The organism is Streptomyces sp. NPDC047061, from assembly GCF_040643955.1.
Lineage (GTDB): Bacteria > Actinomycetota > Actinomycetes > Streptomycetales > Streptomycetaceae > Streptomyces.
In genome coordinates this window covers 1-21,259 of record NZ_JBEYVI010000030.1, presented here as the reverse complement: position 1 = coordinate 21,259, position 21,259 = coordinate 1, and the positions used below count along the sequence as shown (strand labels likewise).

At 68.8% G+C, this 21,259-nt stretch carries 12 protein-coding genes; 3 read left to right on the top strand and 9 right to left on the bottom strand.

What is annotated here, in order from left to right; all coding sequences use genetic code 11:
* Positions 1 to 117 precede the first annotated feature (117 nt).
* The 4 genes from ABZ887_RS33965 to ABZ887_RS33950 all read right to left on the bottom strand — a co-directional run bounded on the left by ABZ887_RS33965 (position 118) and on the right by ABZ887_RS33950 (position 3,993).
* Positions 118 to 1,866: a lipoxygenase family protein gene (locus ABZ887_RS33965; RefSeq protein ID WP_361297954.1), complete on the bottom strand. Its 1,749-nt coding sequence runs from the start codon at positions 1,864 to 1,866 to the stop codon at positions 118 to 120.
* Between the two features lie 72 nt (positions 1,867 to 1,938).
* Complete coding sequence (locus tag ABZ887_RS33960; protein WP_361297951.1) at positions 1,939 to 2,484, bottom strand: hypothetical protein; 546 nt, start codon at positions 2,482 to 2,484, stop codon at positions 1,939 to 1,941.
* A gap of 12 nt (positions 2,485 to 2,496) precedes the next feature.
* Entirely contained in the window at positions 2,497 to 3,072 is a 576-nt protein-coding gene (locus ABZ887_RS33955; RefSeq protein WP_361297948.1) for a hypothetical protein, read from the bottom strand.
* A gap of 48 nt (positions 3,073 to 3,120) precedes the next feature.
* Positions 3,121 to 3,993: an alpha/beta hydrolase gene (locus tag ABZ887_RS33950; protein WP_361297945.1), complete on the bottom strand. Its 873-nt coding sequence runs from the start codon at positions 3,991 to 3,993 to the stop codon at positions 3,121 to 3,123.
* A 632-nt stretch (positions 3,994 to 4,625) separates the two neighbouring features.
* Here ABZ887_RS33950 and ABZ887_RS33945 point away from each other — a divergent pair.
* Positions 4,626 to 6,284 (top strand): hypothetical protein, encoded by a 1,659-nt coding sequence (locus ABZ887_RS33945; protein ID WP_361297942.1) that lies wholly within the window; start codon positions 4,626 to 4,628, stop codon positions 6,282 to 6,284.
* Entirely contained in the window at positions 6,281 to 10,822 is a 4,542-nt protein-coding gene (locus ABZ887_RS33940; protein WP_361297939.1) for an SEFIR domain-containing protein, read from the top strand. The genes ABZ887_RS33945 and ABZ887_RS33940 overlap by 4 nt, the downstream gene beginning before the upstream one ends.
* Before the next feature lie 22 nt (positions 10,823 to 10,844).
* Here the strand turns inward: ABZ887_RS33940 and ABZ887_RS33935 are convergent, their stop codons facing one another.
* The gene (locus ABZ887_RS33935; RefSeq protein ID WP_361297936.1) at positions 10,845 to 13,001 is read right to left on the bottom strand and encodes a tetratricopeptide repeat protein; all 2,157 of its coding nucleotides are present in this window, start codon (positions 12,999 to 13,001) and stop codon (positions 10,845 to 10,847) included.
* A gap of 186 nt (positions 13,002 to 13,187) precedes the next feature.
* Here ABZ887_RS33935 and ABZ887_RS33930 point away from each other — a divergent pair, with 186 nt between their 5' ends.
* Positions 13,188 to 14,123, top strand: coding sequence for a toll/interleukin-1 receptor domain-containing protein (locus ABZ887_RS33930; RefSeq protein ID WP_361297933.1), 936 nt, complete (start codon positions 13,188 to 13,190; stop codon positions 14,121 to 14,123).
* Positions 14,124 to 14,128: 5 nt separating this feature from the next.
* Here the strand turns inward: ABZ887_RS33930 and ABZ887_RS33925 are convergent, their stop codons facing one another.
* The 4 genes from ABZ887_RS33925 to ABZ887_RS33910 all read right to left on the bottom strand — a co-directional run bounded on the left by ABZ887_RS33925 (position 14,129) and on the right by ABZ887_RS33910 (position 21,061).
* Positions 14,129 to 14,590 carry a hypothetical protein gene (locus ABZ887_RS33925; protein WP_361298295.1) on the bottom strand — a complete coding sequence of 154 codons (462 nt, stop codon included), beginning with the start codon at positions 14,588 to 14,590 and terminating at the stop codon, positions 14,129 to 14,131.
* Positions 14,591 to 14,721: 131 nt separating this feature from the next.
* Entirely contained in the window at positions 14,722 to 17,595 is a 2,874-nt protein-coding gene (locus ABZ887_RS33920) for a toll/interleukin-1 receptor domain-containing protein (RefSeq protein WP_361297930.1), read from the bottom strand.
* The gene (locus tag ABZ887_RS33915) at positions 17,592 to 20,609 is read right to left on the bottom strand and encodes a toll/interleukin-1 receptor domain-containing protein (protein ID WP_361297927.1); all 3,018 of its coding nucleotides are present in this window, start codon (positions 20,607 to 20,609) and stop codon (positions 17,592 to 17,594) included. The genes ABZ887_RS33920 and ABZ887_RS33915 overlap by 4 nt, the downstream gene beginning before the upstream one ends.
* Before the next feature lie 299 nt (positions 20,610 to 20,908).
* Positions 20,909 to 21,061 (bottom strand): hypothetical protein, encoded by a 153-nt coding sequence (locus ABZ887_RS33910; protein WP_361297924.1) that lies wholly within the window; start codon positions 21,059 to 21,061, stop codon positions 20,909 to 20,911.
* Between the last annotated feature and the right edge of the window lie 198 nt (positions 21,062 to 21,259).

The following is a 21,259-nucleotide window of genomic DNA, read 5'->3' as shown; positions in this document are numbered from 1 at the left end:
GCGGCCGGCGGACCGCGGGCTCGGGGCGTACAGGCCCGGGGGTGTGCGGGCCCGGGGGTGTGCGGGTGGTCACGCGTGACGACTGTTCGTGTCAGCCGCTCGCGTCAGCCGCTCGTGTCAGATGTTCGTGCTGTTCGGGATCAGCGACGGCCGCAGATAGTCGTAGGCGTGCGGGCGGTGACGGTTGCGTCCGACGATCTCGTCCTCGGCGGCGGAGAGGTTCTGCTGGAATGCGTGCAGCCGGTCCGCGACCGGGGTGTGCTTGAAGTCGTCCTCGTAGTGGCCCAGCTTCGTCTCGTGGATGACGCCGAGGAAACGCATGGTGCAGAGCTGTTGGACGGCCACGTCGAGCGGCGGCAGATTGGCGAGCCAGTCCTGCAGGGTGTGGTCGCGGCCGCGCGGCTCCTGGGTGAAGCCCGCGATCGGGTTGGCCGGCAGATAGCTCAGGTGTTCCTCCTGGGTGAAGTTGACCGCGGCGTGCTGCGGGCCGGCCGTCCAGATCACCATGGTGAGGATCTCGGCGAGGTCGGTGCGGTCGGCGATCGTCCCCGCACCGGCACCGAAGTCGCGGATGGCGCCGTACTCGGGTGAAGCCACCTCGGCCGCCCAGGCCTGGAGTTCGTGGTCTTCGCGGACCTCGGCGTCGGACCGGTAGTACGCGTCGACGAACTCGTCGGTCCACCGCCGTATCGCCGTCCACACGAGCAGGCCGTCGTCGCGGTACGGGTGGTGGGGCAGGCCGCTGAGGCTGTCGGTGCCCGAACGGGCGAGTTTCGCCGGGAGGTAGTTGCCGGTGAACGAGAAGTTCTTCCGGTGCTCGGCAATGAACGGGTAGGTGCTCTTGAGGTCCGAGCCGATCACGTACTCGACGGCCCGGCCCGGCTGGATCAGCACCTCGACCGCGAGCTTGTTGATCGACATGGTGCCCTCGAAGTGGCGCCGCAGCAGCACCGCGACCGGGTGCACCGCCGCGAGGTTGCGCACCGCGGCCAGCAGCACGGCCTCGCTGATCAGATGCGTGAAGGCGAGATGACTCAACACCCCGTGGTACGTGTTGTGCGCGGCCAGCACACAGTTTTTGGCCAGCTTCCAGGAGTAGCCGTCGGCGGGCGTGTAGATCTCGCGCCCGGCCGGGTCCTGTCCGCACTGGATGGCGAAGGGCCGGAGCGCGCCGCCCGTACGCGGAACCGCGAAGGCCACCATCGGGCTGTATATGTACTTGGGGTCCTGGTAGTGATGTCCGTTGTCCAGAACGGACATCGGCTCGTGGTCCACCCAGTAGACCCGGCCGGCGGCCAGGGCGGACTCCAGCGTCTCGTGCGCCAACTCGGGCACGCTGTGCAGGTGTTCGCTGGTGATCGGGAACTTGCCGGGCACCGTGTCCAGCCGGGTCAGCCGCGTCGGGTCCGGCCCGGCGACCATCATCTCGGCGAAGTACTCGTCGGTCTCGCACCAGCTCACGACGCCGGGCGGCTTGACGACCGTGAAGATCTCCTGGAACTGCTCCAGCGTGTTGGCCGTGTCGGCGTCCGTGCGCGGGCCGGGCGTGGGCATGAAGTAGTCCAGGAGCCCGGCCACGTCGTAGTCGTGCACCATCGCGGCCAGCTTGCGGGGCGCCAGCGGCTGGAGTTCGTTGACGAAGTCCCACTTGCCCCGGCGCCTGAGGTTCAGCAGGTTGAGCCGGATCCGCTCCTGCTCCTCGACGGCCTTGAGCTGCCAGGCCGTGCTCGGACCGTTGCCGTCGTCGGCCCCCGCGGCCACCGGGAATCCGTACGCCTTGTCGTAGGTGTGCGCGGCCTTGACCGCGGCCATCTGCTCGGGTCGCTCCCGGCGTGGGTCATTCTGGGAGATGAGGTATTCCGGCATTACCCTTCCTTTCCATCCTTTTCATGCGCCCGCGCGCATCCCGCGTCGATGACGAAATCGGTGATCAGTGCGTCATTCCCGGCCCGGCAGTGACAGCACTTCGTCCGCGCTGACGGGCTCGCGCTGCGGCTGGTTATTGATCTCCCGGCGAATCCTGGCCGACTCCGAATAGACGCGTCGCACGTCCATGATCTCGCCCAAGGGCCGGTGGTCGGACGTGCCGCGCCATTGGTTGAACGCCAGGGCGTCGGCCTGCTCGGGATTGGCCGTGGTGATGTCCTGACGCGGGAGATGCACCCGTCCGACCGTGACGAAGGGCGACAGTTTCTCCGGCCATTCCACCGTCGTGTCGTTGACCGGCATCGCCTTGAAGTCCGTGCACAACTGCACCTGGAGGTCGAAATCGAAGGCACGTGCGCGCAGTTCGTCCACCAGGACCGGACCGAACACGTCCGGCCCGTTGCCGAGGTCGAGCTTCCGATGGATCACGTGCTCGGCGTTCTCGGCCACCGCGGCGACCCGGACCTTGGCGAGATAGTCGCCGTGGCGTACCGACGCCATCGTCCAGTACGTACTCTGCAACGGATTGCGCACCGGCGTCTCGGCTGCCGTCTTCACGAAGGCGAACAGCTACTCCCACGCCCAGCCCGACTGTTCCAACGTGCCTTTGCCCGTGAGGTAGTCCGTCAGGAGCTGGTGGAAACCGGCCCGCCCCTGCGCCAGGTAGTCACCGACCCGGTCGCCGATGTCCTCGATGAACAGATAGTGCTTCGCCGTGTTCGCGATGAAAGTCGGACTGTTCTTCAGTACGAGGTCGAACGTGGTCGCGTCCGGCTCGTCATCCACCAGCTTGGTCCCGTCGACGTCGAACATCTTCATCGCGAAACCCACGACCGGTCCGAGCTGTGCGTCCGGCCCCAGGCGGTTCGAGGAACTGGAGAACCGGATCAACGCGTCGTGCCGGCCGGGCTTCGCGTAGATGCCCTGCGCATAGGCCGCGGGGACCTCGCTCAGGATCTCCACCTCGGCCCTGACGACTCCGAATGTCTTCGCATGGGCGCCGCGCACGGCCCGCCCGCCGCCCTCCTTTTCCGGTGATTCACCGACCTTCTTCACCCAGTAGTCGATAATTTCGGTGAGATGCTCGTTGAGCATCGGATCGAAGGTCTCGATCTCCGGCGAATAGCGGACGAAATCCGATGACATGGTGAACTCTTCTTTCTGAGTCGGGTGACACCGAAGCTCCTGGACCCGTCAGCGGGTGGCGGCGTCCGCCCGCTCGATGAGACGGGTCGTGATGCCCGGGCGGCTGATGAAGACGACGTGGGAGGCGCCGGGGACCTCCACCACGGCCTTGGCGCCGGCCCGCTCGTACTCGTAACGCTGGAGGGCCGGCGGGATCGCCTTGTCGGCGCCGGCGACGAGACCGAAGGACGGGATGTCGTGCCAGGCGGCGGCTGTGGTCGGCTCGTCGAATCCCGCCGCGGTGAACGGGCGCTGCTCGGCCTGCATCAGACGGGTGGTGGACTCGGGCAGGTCACCGGCGAAGGCGCTGCGGAACTTGTCGGGCTTCAGGTACAGGTCGGTTCCGGTGGTTCCGTCGGCGGTCGAGTACGGCACCGGGTTGAGCGCGTCCGGGATCTCGCTGCCGGGGAACTTGTTGAGCAGGTCGCCCTGCAGCTCTCCCTTGTCGGGGACGAACGCCGCGATGTAGACGAGGGCCTTGACGTTCGTGTTGCCGGCCGCGGCGTTGGTGATGACGGTGCCGCCGTAGGAGTGCCCGACCAGGATGATCGGGCCCGTGATCGACTTCAGCACGCTGGAGATGTAGGCCGAGTCGTTGGCCACGCCGCGCAGCGGGTTGGCCGGGGCGATGACCGGATACCCGTCGTGCTGCAGACGCTTGGCGACTCCGTTCCAGCCGGATCCGTCCGCCCAGGCGCCGTGTACGAGAACGACGGTCGGCTTGACGGCGGAGCCGGAAGACGATCTCTGCTGCGAGGCCGAGGTCGAGGCCGGCCCCGAGACCGAGGCAGAGGCGGACGGGGTCAGAACCGCGGCGCCGAGGACGGCAGCGCCGGCGGCGACGGCGGACTTGCTGCGGAGGGTGAACCGGGAGACTCGCATTACTTCCTCCATGCTGGACTTACGATGCGGGGCGCGGCGCATCCGGGTCGTGGACCAGGAGGCGGTGGCAGCCCGCTTGATCAGGTCGACCACCGCGTCGGGCGGTGAGACGTGGACGGAGTGGCCGCCCGGGACTTGGACGACCGCGGCACGACGCGCTCGGCCGTGAACTGCGCTCGGGCCCCCTGCAGTTCACCGGCGAAGGAGGCGCGGAACCTCCCGCGGCCGAGGAGGACGCCGCTGTTCTGGGACAGCAGGGTCGGCGGGACGGGCGCGCCGGGCCGCCCGGATTCCGGATCGGAGATCAGTGTGTCGGCCGGCTCGCCCTTGTCCCGGGCGACTGGACGCCCCGCCGACCGGATCCGTCCACCGACTCGCCGTCCACGAGAACCACGTTCCGCACGTCAATTGGCATGGTGATGCCACTCCCTTGATCAAGGAATGGTGATGCTGTTCGGACGCGCTCAACGTATGCGTCTGCCAGGAGCGCCACTTCGGTCAGATGACCTGGATCCGCGACCCGGCACCACAGAGGCCACTCCAAGACTGCATCTGCCGCTACCGTGCACCCGGCGCCGCACCGTCTCACTAAGCTTGGACCATTGCCTTGGTCGGCCGAGGGGGGGAGCATCGTGCTGGATTCCGTGGTTTTCCCCTGCGCGAGAGACGGGCTGGTCGCGACGCTACGGAGCGGGCTCCTGGGGGGCTACGACGGTGCCGGTGCTTGGTTGCTGGCCCTGGACAATCTCCGCGACGGCGATGAGCAGCTCATGGTGGAGACGCACGAGGGGCTGCATCACGAACTCCAGGCGTCCACCGGATACGGGCTCGTCTCGGCGATGGCGCTGCTGCTGTCCAAACGCGGATTCAGGCCACTGGTGCTCCCGGAGTTGTTCGACGTGATGGTGGAGGGCTCGCGTCAGACGCACGAGGTGTTCGCCACCACCCTGTCGGCGTCGCTGGCAGGTCTCCAGCAGACCCGTTCCATGCTGGATGGCAATACCACCTACCTGGGGTACCTGGAGCGAGGTCTGGGCCTGACCGGCACCGGTGTGATCCCGTGGCATTTCCGGGAGACCGCATCGGCTGCCGTGCTGCGTTGCTCGATGGCGCCGATGCACGTCTTCGACCTCCTTGAGACGGGGTTCGCCCGGATGAGGAGGACCCATCTCGTCGAGGCCGCCCAGCCCGACCGGCGGCTGAAGGCGTTCGAGGCCGTCGGCGGCCCGGACGGCTGGGGTGCTGTCCTGTCGGAGCTGGCCTCCGATCACCCCGAGCGCGGTGTCCATCGCGGAGATGCCGATCGCCGGAGCCTTCCCGACGACGAGGAGCTGGACAGTCTGCGCCGGTTCGAGGAGGAGGTCGTACTCCGCAGGTGTTACGAGTACGTGAGCGAAGTCCTCGCCAACGCCGGAATGCCCTCGGTGGCCTGGGAGGACCAGGCCCGTGTCGCCCATGCGCTGAAGGCGGCGGTGGCAGAGGTGGACGGTGAACTGTCGGAACGCCTCAACGTGGTCACGGAACGGCGACCTGTGCTCGACGACGGGCTGGAGTACGACCGGCAGAAAATCGTGCTGCGGGACCGGCTGCCTGTCGAGATGGTCGACATCACGCACACTCCGGGACTTCTCGACGCCTTCACGGTGGGTGACTTGGACGATCACAGGCATGTCTGCGGCGTCTGGCTGAGCCGCGAGGTCGCGCGCAAGCAGTTCTCCTTCCCCGAGGGGGCGGAGTTACCGGAAGTGATCGTGGCGTTGCTGGCCGCCGCACAGAGGGCGGACGGCCGGCCGGTCGTACGTCTGGGGCTGCTGCCGTCGACGACCACTCCACGGCAGTGTCAGACCCTCCTGGGCGAAACACCGTTGCTGGTGCTGACGTCACACCTGACGCTGACCCACCCGTCGGCGGTCGACGTGCTGCAGCACGTGGAGCCGGTCTTCGTCCTCATGGACCTGCCGGTCGCATGGCATGTGGCCGACTGGTGCAGGCAGGGTGCCCAGGTGCGGATGGGGCTGGTACCCCTGGAGGGGCTCGCAGCGGGAGACCTGTTGATGGCGGCGTTCACTCTTGACCGGCAGCCGGCGTTCCGGTTCATCTGTATCGGTGGAAAGGTCGGGGTGTCCGTGCTTACGGAGCAGTTGCGTCAGCGGCACGGCGCGAGTGGCGACCACGGCGGACACGTCGAGGTGGACGGAACCTTCCTTCGGGACGACGCCGCGACATTCAACCTGATTCTCAACCATGTCTTCGGCGCCTGGCACGTCCTCGACCAGGACGCGGTGTCGTGACCGACACGGACAGCCGACTATGGCCGGCGGGTTTCGACGCACTGTTCCCCGAAGCCACGGAGGACCGCCTCAGCCTGGACGCGGCCGTACTGGAGCGGTTGGCGGCCCTGCTCGACATGGAGCCCGGGGAGGTGTCGGTCACTGTCCGCTCCCTGGTGCGCGAGCACGGCGGTGACGTGTCGGCGTTCGAGATGCGCACCAACACGTGGCGCATCGATCTGCCTGTGGCGATCGCGAAATCCGTACTCGTGGGAGTGGTCGCCACGAGCGTGCTCCAGCTGCTGGGTGCCGATGCGCTCCCCGTCGCGGTGGCAGGCATGGTGGCGCCGCTGGTGTTCGAGATCAGGAGAGTCGAACTCCGGCCGTCCGACGCCGTGATCCACGCGCGGCTCAGCCTGATCGCCGCCGACGACTCCTACCAGCTGGACGATCTGTACGGCATGCTGCCGGCGGACGTCCGTACGGAGCTGAGTCTCACGGAGTTCGCCGATGTGATCGAACGTCTGCTGCGGGCCCGCCTCGCTGTCGTGGGACCTGACGGTCTGCGCGTCCGCACCCGCGATACCGGACGCGGATTCCGCCTGCTGCTCTCGGACCCGCAGCTGACACCGGGACTGCTGTTCAGACCGGGTGACGTCGAGGTTACGGCCGAGCCGCCGGCCGCTCTCCCCGAACAGCCTGCGCCGACACCCGTGGATCGAGCCACGTCCGCCCGGGCGCCACAGGTTTTCGTCTCGTACGCCCATGATTCGCCGGAGCACAAGGAGAAGGTACGCGCGTTCTGCGAGTTCCTCATCAGGTCGGGCATCGACGCACGGGGGGACCAGTGGGATCTCCACGAGAGACGTGACTGGCACTTGTGGGCCATCCGTGAGATTCGGGAGGCCGATTTCGTCATCGTGGTGGCGTCACCCGAGTGCAGACGGGTGGGCGACGGAGAGGTCGGGCCGCATGAACGTCGGGGGCTGCAGGCCGAGATGCGCGTGCTTCGCGAACTCCTCAGCCGCGATGTCGCAGTCTGGACGGGCAAGATTCTCCCGGTGGCGCTTCCTGGCTGCTCCACCGGCGACATTCCGCTGTTTCTCCAGCCCGGTGACAGCAATCATTACCGTGTCACCGACTTCACCATCCGGGGTGCGGAAGATCTTCTGCGGACGCTGAGAGGCCGACCTCCCTACGTACGCCCCGCGCTGGGGACGCCCCCCGAACTGCCGCCGTACCCGCCCGCGACACCGAGCGGGCAGGACACGGACGGCCCACCTGCAGCGCTCGATGCCTCTCGGCAGATGTGCGCGGACGCCAGGCGCAAGGCCGCGACGGCCATCGTTCCCCGAGCCGCCCTGGAAGAGCGTCACCTGCCGCGTATCCGTCGTCGTATCGCCTCCTCCCACGTTCTTCCGGTCCCCCTGCTGGGGGAGGCGGGCATCGGCAAGTCGGTGTTGAGCGCCCAGATCTTCCAGGCACTCGACGAGGACCAGGACGTCACCGCCCTGCTGGTCAACTGCGAGCACGTGGCGGCGGCCATCCACAGCCGGACCGATCTCGACCGGGCCCTCGGTGGGCTGCTCGCCCCTGCCTCGACCGAGCCCGTGGCGCTGACCGCGGTCGCCGCGGCGTGCGTCGGCCGCTGGAACCGCCAGGTCGTGCTGGTCCTGGACACCGTGGACTACCTGCTCAACGCCGAGACGGCCCTCTCGGTCCTGGGATTGCTCCATACCCTCTACGCCCAGGGCGTCCTGGTCGTCTTCACGTGCAGACAGCACGACTTCGACACCTGGCTGGCGCCGGGGTTCGCCCGCCTGGTGGCGGCACGCACGGAAGACATGGGGGTGCCGCCGCTCACCAGGAAGGAAGTCGTCCTCGTCGTACAGGGCTACCTCGAATGCCACGACCTCCAGGACACGAGGCGGGACTTCGTGGGGCGGATCACCGCGGCGTACGACGATCCGGACCAGAGTGCCCTGAGGGAGCTGATCGCCAACCCCCTGCATCTGTTCATGTTCTGCGAGCTCTTCGCCGGGGCCGACAGTTTCCCGCCGGATCTCAGTGCCACCCGCCTCATGCGCCGGTACTTTCGGGAGAAAGTCACCGCCAGCCGGCGCTATCCGCGCACCACCGAGGAGTCCTTCGCCAAGCAGCGGCTGGTCTCCACCCTCTCGGGCCTGCTGTGGGCAGCCTCGCGGGACACCCCCTCGCTGTGGACTCCGGAGAGCTCGCTGCCGCTGGACGGCATCGGATTACCGGCGTACCAGGATCTGCTCAGCGAGACGGTCCTGCTGCGGCAGGAGACTCTCGCCGGTGAGAAGGTCGGTTTCCGCCACCAGGCGTTGACCGAGTACTTCATGGCGATGTACCTGCATCAGTCCCGCACCGAACGCGACGCGCTGCTGCAAGAACTGCGTGAGCGTCCGCACGAACGGTGGTTCGCCTGGCAGCTGGTCCGTCACCTGGTGGCGATGGCGGATGCCGAGGAAGTCGGGGATCTCCTCGGCCGACTGGACCTGGACGAGATCGTCGCCTTCCGGGCCGTTGTCTTCGGAGCCGTCGAGGAGCATCGTGAGGGCTTGCTCCTGACCCTGGCCGAGCACGTGCCCCAGGCCGGTGAGGTCTTCGCCAAGCAGTTGATCGCGGCCCTGCCGTCGGTACCGGACCGCGGACTGGAGGAGGCGGTGCAGACCGCTGCCCGCCTCCTTCAGGACGTCCCTCCGGACCAGGTGTGCGCCGTCGCGCGGTCGGCGGCCAGACTGGTGGTGCGTGGCGGCGAGGAGACCGGCGCCTGGCTCGTCACCCTGCTGGAACGGCTGCGGAGCCGGATGTCCGATCCGTCCCCGAAGCTGAAGCACACGCTCGTCGGCGACGCGGTGAAGCACCTCCTGGCCCCGTTCGTCGATCGCGGCCGTGCGCTGCCCTCCGAAACGCTGATCGTGGTCCGGGACATGCTTCGGCCACGGGAGATCGGAGCGCCCGCGGTACGTGAACTGGCCCGCGCTTTCCTCGTTCCGGGCGTGGCCCACGACGAGCGGGTACGCGCGCTCGTCTCTCTTCTGGCCCGCGGTTCCTATCAGGATCTGCGTCCGGTGGACGAGGAACTGGTGCTGCAGGTCGTCCCGTGGGCGCACGGCGAGACGACCGGCCGGCCGAACCTCGACGATCCACTGGTCTTCTTGACCACAGGCCGCGAACAGAGCACCTCCGTGAGGTACGCGGCCCTGGCCCGAGCCGCCAACGAGAATCGGGACATCGCGGCCCTGCTGATCGGCACCTTTCTCACCACGGACGACAACGCCGCAGCCCGCCATATGCTGCAGTGCCTTCAAGAAGCCGTGCGTACCGACGGTGCCGCATGGGTGGCCGAGGCGTTGCTGGCAGCCTCGATGCCGGAGCGCTCGGCGGGAATCCGACAGGTCTGCGGAGTGCTCAACGCGTTCGCCGAGTCACCGCGCTCGATCCGGATTCCGCTGGCCGAGTGGTTGGCGGAGCAGATCAGCGACTGGTCCGGCACAGCCGTGGACGCGTACCTCCGGCTGGTGCACGACGATCCCGGGCTGCTGTCCAGGGCTCTCGGCAAGCTGACCGAGCTGTCGGCGAGTGAGCAGGAAAGCGCGATCGCCAATCTGGCGCGGGAAGGTGAAGGAATCGCCGAGGACATCGTCCTGACGATCCTAGGCGCCCTCCGGACAGACGCGGGTGGTCTCGCTCTGCGGTTGTCTCCCGTGGTCGAGGCCCGCTTGTACGGTCTGGTCGCCGACAGTGAACCGAACGCGCGCGAGCGTCTCGTGGATCTCGCCGCGGGAAACTCACGCAAGGCCGCCGACCAGGCGCTGCACCAGTTGGACGGCGCGGCGAAGAACAGCAAGGCATGGCTCTACGCAGAGCTGCTGACCCCGTTGGCCTCTCATCGGGATCCGCTGATCCGACACAGAGCCCTGGGCATCGTCGTTCCCCTTGTCCGCACACGTCGGCGACAGGCCGCCGACGTGGTGCTCACCTGGCTGGACGAAGCCGCCCGCCGGGCTGCCGAGGGAATCAGGAATACCGACGAACTCAGGCTGCTGCTGCAACTGGCGCACAACTTCTGCCGCGACGACGCCGCCTCGGTCGGGGCGGCCGAGGCGGCGATCAGTGATCTCCTGGACCGGACGACGCAGGATGCCGCGTCTGCCGGTACGCCGGTCGTCCGCCAACTGGTCGCCCTGCTCAAGACGTTGTGCACCCTTGACGGCCATCGGCTCCGGCTTCCGGCGGCCGGATGGCTGTTCCGCACCCTGAGCCAGGTCGATGTGCATGTGCACAAGGACGCGGGAGCGTGGGCGCGGGAGGCGCTCGGTCGCCTGGTCGAGGCAGATGTGCTCGACCTTGGAGAGGTGATCGACGAATGCGCCGGGTGGGTACCGGACAACGAGCTCGTCACCGTGGAGCTGATCATCAGCCATGACGTGCGCCGGGCTGCGTCCCCGTACCTCGACACCCTCTTGCAGCGCGGGTGTTCACCCGCGGTCGCCGAGAAGATCGCGTCCTACCGTCACCCGGCCGACTGACTGACCGGTCGGTCACCCCGGCTCAGTTTCGTGCGCTGTTCGCCTCCGGCGACGACAGTCCCAGTGCGGCCAGACGGGAGCGCACCTGCTCGGCCTTCGGGGAGCGCAGGGTCTGGTACTGGGACAGCGCACGCTTCCAATGATGCGCGGCGCGCCGAGGATCAGTGGCTTCCAGCAGGGCCGCGAGACCCTCGCGTGCCCGGGCCTCCTCGAAGAGGCTGCCGCAGGCCCGGCTTCGCCGCAGGGCCCGCAGGAAGTGGCGCCGGGCCGGTTCCGCCTGGCCGGCTCTGGCATGCGCCTCGCCCAGACCGTTCAGCGCCATGGCGGAATCGAGGTCCAGCCCGAGTTCCAGGAAGACCTCCAGTGCCTGTGTCAGATGTGCCGTGGCGTCCTCGTACCGACCTAGTTCCGTCTCGGCCAGCGCCATGCCCCGTTGGACGATCGCCGTGTTGCGCCGGGCACCGAGGCCGCGGTAGACGTCGAGCGCCTGTTGGTGATCGGCCAGGGCCGCGAGGTGGTCTCCGGCGTATTGGTGTACCCAGGCACGGTTTTCCACCGCGGTCGCCACCCCGTGCGCGTCGCCCACCGACTCGAACCCGGACCTCGCCTCCTCGTAATGGCGCGCCGCGTCCTGGGAGCGGTCCTGTTCGATGAGAGCGACTCCCATGCTGTTGTGCAGGACGCTCTGTACGCGGACTTCACCGGCGTCCGTGGCCGCGTCGAGCGCGACCTGGAGAGTCTCCAGCCAGGTGTCCCAGGCCTTGGTGTGAAAGAAGAAGCCGCGCATCGCGTCGGCCAGGATCCAGCACCGCGAGGGATCCGAGGTGGTGGCCGCCGCTCTGAGGAGGGCGGCCAGTTGGGGCATCTCCTCGGCGAACCAGGCCAGTGCGGCGTCCCGTTCGTCGACGTCGGGGATGCTGTGCGGCGGGTGGTCCACGGTGTGGGGCAGGCGGTAGCGCCCTGGTGCCACGGCGGAGTCCGCGCGGTCTGCGGTGTACAGGTAGCAGTCGATCAACCTGTCCATGGCCGCTCTGGTTCCCGCCTCGGGCACGTCCTCGTGTGCCCGTTCCCGGGCGTAGACGTGGAGTAGATCGTGCAGCTTGTAGTGGCCGGCGCCGTCCGTCTCGACCAGGTGGGCGTTACGCAGCGTCTGCATCCGGCGCCGCACGTCGCGCAGCGGCAGGTCGGCCAGGGCGGCGACGGCATGGACGCCCACGCGCGGTCCGGGGTGCAGACCGCACAGTGCGAACAGCAGTCGCTCACCGTCGTCGAGGCTGTCGTAGGAGGCCCGGAACGAAGCGGTGACGGTGCGCTCGCCGTCGTCCAGTTCCACGAGTCTTTTCCGTTCGTCGTCCAGCCATGTCGCGAGTTCGGCGAGGTGGTCGGCTGTCTCTCCCCGTACTCGTGCGGCCGCGACCCGAAGCGCGAGGGGAAGTCCGCCGCAGTTGGTGGCGATTCGTCGCGAGTGAGCGCGGGTCGCGGCTCCTTCGGCGTCCGTCCCGGTGTGGGGCTCGGCCGCCACGAGGAACAGTTCGCAGGACTCATCGGGCGAAAGAGCGGAGAGCGGGAACCGGCGGGCGTCGTCCAGCGCGGGCAGCCGGTTGCGGCTGGAGATCAGAGCCGCACAGCCGTGCGGCGGCAGCAGGGGGTGGACCTGTGCGCTGTCGCGGGTGTTGTCGAGGAGTACGAGCACCGAGCGGTCCCTGAGGCACTCGCGGTACACAGCGGCCCGGTCCTCCGCATGCTCCGGGATCGCGTCCAGCGGCAGCCCGAGCCGGTGCAGCAGGCGGCCCAGGGCGGCTGCCGGCGTGAGCGGTGCCAGGCCCGACGCGTACCCCTGGAGGTCGATCGAGAGCACCCCGCCGGGGAACCAGCCGCGGCCGACGGCACCATGGGCGACCTGCAGCAGCAATTCGCTCTTGCCGATCCCCGCGGGGCCGGTCACCAGCGCGACGCGAGGGCGCGGTCCGTTCCCGCCGTCCGGGGTGAGGACCTCCAGCAGTGCCCGCACCTGGTGGTCGCGGCCCACGAAGACGGAGGAGGGCACGGGAAGAATCCCGAGGGGAGGGGCGGGAGTCGGCGGAAGGTTCATGGTGACACTGCCGGCCTGGACCACCGGGCCGTAGTACGTTCCCCCGCTGATGCTGTTGTCGGTGCGGGACGCACGGCGCTCGGTCATGCGGTCCCCGCACGGGGAAGGGACGGCGCCGGACGGTCGGGAGGCATGCCGGTCACCCTCGCTCTCCTCTCACCGGTCGCGCTCGGACTGCGGACGCCGGGCCGGAACAGGGCGCCCGGCGGAGTGTTCCTCCCCGTCCTGGACACACACCACACGTCCGTCGCGTGCGCGCCCTAAGCTCCCCTCATGGGAGAGCCGAACCAGGTCCACGATCTCGCTGTCTCGTTCGCCGGCGAACAGCGGCCCTACGTCGAACAAGTCGTCGAGGCATGCAAGGAGTCCGGCCTGTCCGTGCTCTACGACCGTGATCTCAGCGTCGAGTTGTGGGGCCGCAATCTCATCATGGGATTCCGGGAAGTCTACGGCGGCAAAAGGGCACGTTACGTCGCGCCCTTCCTGTCGCGCGAGTACCTCGCGACGCCCTATCCGATGGACGAACTTCGGGCCATGCTGGTGCCCGCACTGGACAACCCTGACGACTACATCCTCCCGGTGCTGGTCGGGGATGTGAGCGTCCCCGCGGAACTCCTCAGTCCCGCCGTCGGTTTTCTCCGGATGGAGGACTACACGCCTCAGGACCTGGCCCGCGCGTTCCGCCGACGCATCCCCGACTCCGGCTCCGCGCCCCTGGCGGGAACTCCGCCGCGGAGCAAGAACACCGCGGGGGTGCTGCGGATTCCCATCGTGACGCCTGAGAGCTTCAGCAGATACGCGGAGCTGGAGTCCTCGTTCCGTTACCTCACAGAGCAGTTCAAGAAAGCTGCCCCGCTGATGTCCGAGTCCGGCCTCGTCTGCACGGTCCGCAACTCCGACGCGGAACTGCGGGTGCGCGTCGAGCGGCGCGGCCGGACCCTGTACGGGATCGACATCCACCTGGGCGGCATGGGACGGGACGACGTGCTCAACTTCGTCGTCGGGGCGCGTCTGCACGGCGGCAACAGGAGCAACGGCACCGCCACACCGGTGTTCGACCGCGCTACCGGAACTCCCCGGCTGGACATGCACGATCTGTCGGTGTTCGGGAGCGTGCCTACCTCCAGGTCCCTTTCGAAGGAGCAGCTCTTCGAGGAGCTGTGGAATCGCATCGTGGACCAGGTGCAGCAGCTCGTGGACGGCTTCTGACGGGTTCAGCCTGCCGTACCGTCCTGCCCGCCGCGGTCGGAGCCGCCCGGCCTGTCCGACCGCGGAGCGGCCAAGGTGAACGTGAGGTTGGAGAAGTCCCGCCCCTGCAACACCGGACCATGCTGGGTACCGCCGCTGACGGTGTTGTGCACGGCACGGTCGTCGAGGGGAATCCGCTGCACCTGGTCCTGCCAGGCGGCGAGCAGGGCGCGGAACTCCGCGTCCAGGGCGGCCCGTACCGCCAGCGTCGTGCTGAGTGCCTGTGCGGTGCCCTGGTCGGCGGGGTTCTGGGCGAGCCGTGCCAGTTCCGCCTCCCCCGAACCGGCTGCCGGGCCGTCTTCGCCGGCGCCGCCGCGGCGGAACGGTCGTCGCACCAGTGCGGAGAGTGCCGCCCACGCGTCTCGTCCGAGCTCGCCTCCGGCCCCGCCGGCCAGCGCGACCAGTAATCCCACCGACACCGGATCCATGCCCCCACCCATCCATGTCATCGACATCATCAAGAACGCGGTCATCAGGAGCGCGCTTTTTGCAGCAGAAGAAACGATCCGGCAGAGCCGACGGCCCCCTGCTGCCAGGGGTCTACCCTGCCAGGCGGCGTTTATGGGGTTTCGTCGGTGTGGGGTCGGTCATTGGCCAGCCGATCGACCACCCGCCACACGGCACCCGGCAGGACGCCCAGGGCCGTCGCCGCCACGCTCTGCGCGTACAGGTCGTTCTTGCGTCCCATGGCCGACGGCGCGGTACGGCGCACGGCCGACAGCATGCGAAGGCCCGTGCGATGCGATCCGGTGAGTACGAGTGCCACGCCAAGATCGTACTGGGCGTGGAGGGTGTCGGGGTGGCAGGGGCCAAGTGCGGCCAGCAGCTCCGTGTAGGCCTGCCCACTCAGCTCCTTCGCCGTCTCGTACTCGCGCAGTTGGGCGTATGAGCGGGCCAGCAGCAGCCGGGCGCGCAGCGTCATCGGGTGCTGCACGCCGTAACGCCGATCAAGCAATGAGATCGTCTCCGTCAGGTGTTTCCGGGCCGCCGTAGGACGGCCGAGGCACAGGAGGGCGTTGCCGTACTCCACATCGGTGCTCAACGTCCGGTCGTTCATCGGCCCGTGACTCCTGCGCAGCTGCTCTCGCTGCTGCCCCAGCGTCTCGGCGGCCTCGCGCCAGTTCGCCGGGTCCGGGCGGAGTTCCAGCAGGTGCAGGGTCAGCCAGGCCCGCGCGAGGACGGTTTGTGCCGTCACGGCGTTCATGTGGTCGGGCAACCCGTGTTCGTGGTACCAGCGTTGGACGGACTCGGCCGTCTGCCGTGCCTCGCGCTGGGCGTTCGTGGAGAGCTGGAGGATGGCCAGTTCGATCCGCGCGGCCTGGAGGTGGTGCCCTGCGAGTTCGGGCGGCTCATGGGCGAGGAGGTCCACGAGCGCGTTGGCGTGGGCCAGGGCGGCGCGCATGTCACCGCGGAGCCGGCGGCTCTTCAAGTAGCCCAGCCGCAGCTCGATCCGGGCCTGGTCGAGGTCCGATCCGTTGCCCGGCGTCCCGGCCCCGGTGCCGGGTGATGACGCAAAAGCGGCCTGCACGGTCGCCCAGTGGGGATTCGCCGCCTCGGGGCGACCGAGCGCGTCGATCGCCTGGGCCATCAGGCAAGCGGCGGACATCCCGTTCGGGTCGCCTGGCTCCGCGGCTTCCCACGCGCGCGAGGCGTACTCCTCGGCCTGCTCGTACTGGCCTGCGTCCAGGTGGGCTCGGGCGCCGCGCAGCAGATCGGCTACCGCCGGGACGCCGGACGCGAGAGCCCGATCCCAGTACCGGGCGGCTTCGACCGGCTCACCACGGTCTTGGTGGAAATCACCCAGTATGCGGTGCAGCGCCTGACAGACGTCCGGAGGGACGAGCGGATGACGGGCGACTGCGGCGGCGAACGGCATGAGCCGGTCGGACTCCGTGCCGTGTTCTCCACCCTGTTCCAGCAGCCTCTCCGCGACGATCCGGGCGAGTTCGGCTTCGGGAACCGCTGGGTCCAGGTAGCGCTGCGCGGCTTCCCGGACAATGGCATGGACCTCCCAGCGGTCCTCGATCCGGGTCGCCAGCATGAGTTCACGCAGGCCCGACAGTGCGTCGCCCAGGTCACCCTCGCGGGGGTGCAACGCAGTCACCACATCGGCGAGGAACCCGGCGGGTACAGGGGCGCCCGCACCCATCGTGGCGAGCTGGAGGATCAGCCGCTGTTGTGCGGAGAGCGGGTCGAGACCGGTGCGCACCAGTCCGATGGCGACGTCGAGGACCGTCGGATCCTCGACGAGCCGGCGCACATGGTCGCTGACGGAGCAGAGTCCCTGACGGTCGCGCAGCCGACGACCAGCCAGTTGCAGGCTGAGGGGGTGGCCGCCCAGCCGCTCGGCCAGGGTACCGAGGGCCAGCCGCTCGTCGTCGCTGCTCACCGGGCGGTGTTCGCCCAGCAGAAGACAGGCGTCCTCGGAACTCATGGGGCCGAGTTCCACGACGGGCATCAACTCGGCCAGGGGGCCGTGTCGGCTGATCAGGACGGTGTGCACGAACGGTCCGGCGGGCAGCAGCAGACGTCCGACCTCCTCGGGGTCCAGGTCGGTCGGCAGGTCGTCGACCACCCACAGGGCGGGCTGGGCGGCGGTGAAGAGGCGATCGGACACGGCGGCACTCAGTTCTGCCGCATCGGCCCGGCCGACGGCAGGACCAATACGGAGGCTGCGGGCGACCCGGTGCAGTTCCTGGGCGTAGCGGGTAGGCACATCGGACGCCGCTGCGCCGCTCAGGTCCAGCCAGTGGACTCCGCCCGGGTACACCGCGCCGAACTGCCAGGCGTAGGCGGCGGCGAGGGCGGACTTGCCGGCGCCGGCCATGCCGAGCAGCGCCACCGCCGGACCGGCCATCACGTGTCTGACGATCGGGTAGGTACCCTGACGAAGCTGCGAGTGCAACCGCCATTGTTCGCGGTACCGGCCGACGAAGCCGTGCGCGCCGGCCACGCGATCGGCGATCCAGCGCGGTCGTTCGGTGAACCGGGGGTCGCCCAGAGTGCCCCGCACCGAGCCGAGACGCCGTCGGATCGCGTCTTCGAGGTCGGTGAGAGCGGCCTTGTCGCCGTACCTGGGTGCACGGGCGAACGAGGCGTCGGCCAGTTCCACGGGGAACAGGTGCTCCTCGCTCGGCTCCGGGTTGATCACGACGACACGGCCGGTGGGGTCGCCCTCCCGCTGCCCGGCCAGGAGCGCCGCCGTCAGCTCGAACTGGCACGCGTAACGACTCGGGTAACCCGCCGAGTAGTACACGAGCAGCAGCCGGGACATGGCCAGCGCCCGCTCGATGGTCTCGGTGACACGCTGGCCGGTGCGGATGTCCTCATCGAGGAAGACGTTCAGCCCTCTGCCGCGCAGCGCCTGGGCGATCCGCTCGGCCTGGGCCCTGTCATGGCCGCCGAAGGAGAGGAAGACATCGTGTACGGTCACCGACTGCCCGCCTCGGTCGCCTCCCGGCCGGATCCGAGACCGGCTATCCAGGTGCGCACCTCGTCGGCCGTGACCGTGGCGGCGTCGCCCGTGCCCAGGGTCAGTTCCAAGCCGGTGGTGGCGTCGTCGATGAGCACCCAGGCCTCCTCGTACTGGCCGTCGAACTGGTCCAACGCCGCATGGGCATGAGCCAGGTGGCCGACAGCGATCATTGTCGCGACATCGTCCGGGCCGAGGGCGGCCAGCCGGACGTCGTAGACGCGCATCGCCGCTTCCAGCACCGCGATCCGTTCGTCCATGTGCTCGTCGTCGAGGCGGATCTGCCCCGGCGCCAGACCGGCTGGAAGGGTCTCGGCCACCTCGGTCGTCGCGAACCTCGCCGGGACGGTCTCGGGTTCGCCGTGCCGGCGGGGTTGAAGGGGAGAAGTCTGCTCGCCGTCCCGTTCGAGCAGCACGGCGAGGAGGTGGTGCAGGGTGCGCAGAGTCGAGGGATGCGGCGGCCCCTGGACGTGCAAGCGGATGCGGTAGGCCTCGGTGAGCAGATCGGCGGCCTCGTCCGGGTCTTCCACAACGGAGGCCAGGTTCTCCGCCGAGTCCGCGGTGTGCGGAAGCGGCCCGAGCAGACGCTGCCGTGTCCGGTGCACCGTGCGCAGCATCCCCCGGGCACCGGTACGGTCCGAGAGCTGCAGTGTCGTGGCGGCCAGATTGTTCAGCGCGTCGAGGGTACGGGCATGGGCCTCGCCGTACAGGGAGCGGAACGTCCGATACAGGGCGGTCTTGAGCTCGTGCGCCTCGGTATGGTCCCCGCACCGGCCCACGTGGATGGCGTAGTTGGTGAGGGCGTCCAGAGTGTCGGGATGCTGCGGTCCGAGCAGCCGGACGCGGAGCTCGTGCACCGAGCGGAATATGTCTCTGGCGTACTCGTGATCACCCGCGGCGCCGCACACCACGGCGAGATCGTTCCACGCGGTGAGGGTGTCGGGGTGTTGTGCACCGAGCCGTTGGCACAGCGCTGTGTGCGTCGCCGCCAGCAGACTCCGGGCCGTCCCGTGATCTCCGTGCAGACCGTGGGCGACCCCCAGCCCGAGCTGGAAGGCGAGCGTGGTGAGGTGATCGTCCCCCAGCCGAGACCGGCACAGCGCGTGGAGCCTTCCGTACAGGCCGAGTGCGGCCCGGCTGTCGCCGAGTTCGGCGTGCAGCCGTCCGGCCTCGTTCAGGAGGTGCCACTCGTCGATGTCCAGCATGTCGGCGGCCAGTCGCTCGATATGCGAAAGCTGGCCGGACAGGATCGGATACCGCTGGCTGTCGCGGGCGTCGTCCATCTCGCGGGTGAAGGCGGCCACGGCGGCCAGGCGCAGTTCCTGACGGCGGTGTGAGGAGCGTTGCGACTGGCGGACAGCCTGGTTGACCAGCGGGTGGATGCTCCACGACAGCCCCGCTGCGGTGTTGGGACCACTGGTCGCCGTGCCGTACCGTCGGCTGAGGTAGCCCGCTTCGGTCTGGCGGAGACCTTCCTGGGCCCTGTCGTCCGCCTCCGCACGGGACAGCCCGTCGGCCTCGGCCAGAACCAGGGAGACCAGCGCTGCGGGAAGCGGCGCCGTGCCGAGGACGCTGGACAGCAGCAGCACATCGAGGCCTTCGCTCGACAGCGCGGTGATGCTGCGTGACAGGGTGGCGGCGACCCCCGTGATGTGATCGGTGGGCAGTTTGGGGCGTAATTGCTCAGCCAGCGCCAACGCGTCACGGTTGGGGTCGGTGACCAGTTTCTCCAGGGCTGTGAAGTCGGCGATCCCGGTGGCCTCCGGTGAGCCGGTCAGGCTGGCCGCGAGGGCGAGTGCCAGCGGGTGCGCACCGAGCGCGTCCACAGTGCGGCGAACGGCGGCGTACTGGTGGCGTGCACCGCGTAGGTCTTCCAGACGGCGTGCCAACGGCTTGGGACTGCCGTCCGGCCACTGGCTCGTCAGCAGGGCCACGGACGCGCCACGTTCCAGGGGCGGGAGCACCAGGTGACGGTCCGGGTGGACCCAGCCGCGCAGGTGGTACCCGGCCGTCATGAGGGTACGGCCGTTGCTCGTCGGAGCCAGCAGCGACTTGAACCCGGCGCGGCTGATGCCCTCCGGTACGTCGTCCACGATCCACAGGTACGGCCCGAGCTCGGCCAGGCGGTGGTGCAACCAGCGGACGGTGTCTTCGAAGGGCACCGAGCGCGGCCTGCTTTCGCCGGCAGGCAGTCGGTCGGCGACGTGTGTCAGGTGGGACTCCATCACCCGCCGCACCGCCGTGTCCCTGCCCCCTCCTCCCGTCCCGTGCCCCTCGAAGCCGTGCAGGGCGAACACTCCCGCCGGAAAATCGGCGGCGAAGGTCCGGGCGTAGTGCCGAACGAGTTGCGTCTTGCCCTGGCCGCCGACGCCGGTGACGGCCACGACCTGGCCGCCATGATGTGGAGTGTCGTCGGGGAAGAAGGCGTCATGGATGCGCCAAAGGTCCAGTTCCCGCCCGTACGTCTCCAGGACGTCCGGCATCGGCTCCGAGTACCACCACTTCGGTGCCGGCGGATTCGGCGCGTCCCCCAGTCGACGCCGGTCCTGCTCGCCGAGCCACCGCACCTGAGCCGCGACGGACGCGGCCAAGCGGTCGAACGACTGGTTGAGTGCCGGCAGTCGCCAGTGCTTCAGCCTTGTCGGCCGGATCTGCTCGATGTCGAGGTGCTGACTGAGGGCGAGGACCCGCGCCCGGCTGCGATGCAGGTGATAGGAGCTCAGGAGCGCGAAGTGCAACTCCTGCCGACAGTACTCACTGGCCAGAAAGGCAGGCGAGTAGAGGGCCAGAAGGACATGGCTTCCACGGAGCGCGGCATCGATGCGATCGGGAATGCAGTCGTAATCCCGCATACCGTCGTGGTCCTGGAATACACGCAGGCCCAACACGGTCAACGCGGTGCGCAGGGCGTCCGCCTGGACCTTGTCTTCCCATGCGTAGCAGAGGAAGACATCATGCCCTTCGGGCTTCACCACGACCAAGACACACCGCCCCCCGAGCGCGATCGGACACACCGCATCCGCGACTCGACACCGCTAGGCACCTGCCGGCCGTGGCCAACCCCGGCCCTTCATCGTGGACACACCCGATCAACGAGCGACTACGTGCACGCGTTCCGGACAACCTCGTCGACCTTCTCTTCAAGCTCCTTCGAAAGCGTCCTCAAGAGCCGCGCACCGGGCCACACTCCGTTGGTGCGGCACGCGCGCGGCGGCAGTCGGCAGGGACAGGACACCGGCGGCAAGATCGTGCCGGAACGGGTCACGGACATCGGCTACTTCCGCATCGGGCAAGCCTGTCCCCCCTCGCCCTCGCCGACGGCCTGCCTGAGCAGTTCCTCGAACAGCACCAGCTCGGTCGAGTCGTACCGACGGGGGTGGCGGTCGAAGGACGCCGACCAGTTCTCGTACGGGTGCCGCAGCGCCATGAGAGCGCGGTCCCGGTCCGTCCTCGAAGCCCTCGGGCTCTGCTCCGCCGAGATGATGAAGGACGGGCCGCGGTGTGGTGGCAGGTGATCGACGACCGTCGCCCTAGAAGGTCGATGAAGATCTTGGTGAGGGGCTGTCCGGCCGTCAGGCCGGACAGCCCCTGCGGTCATGTACCGGCGGGTGCGAGGTGCCAGGTG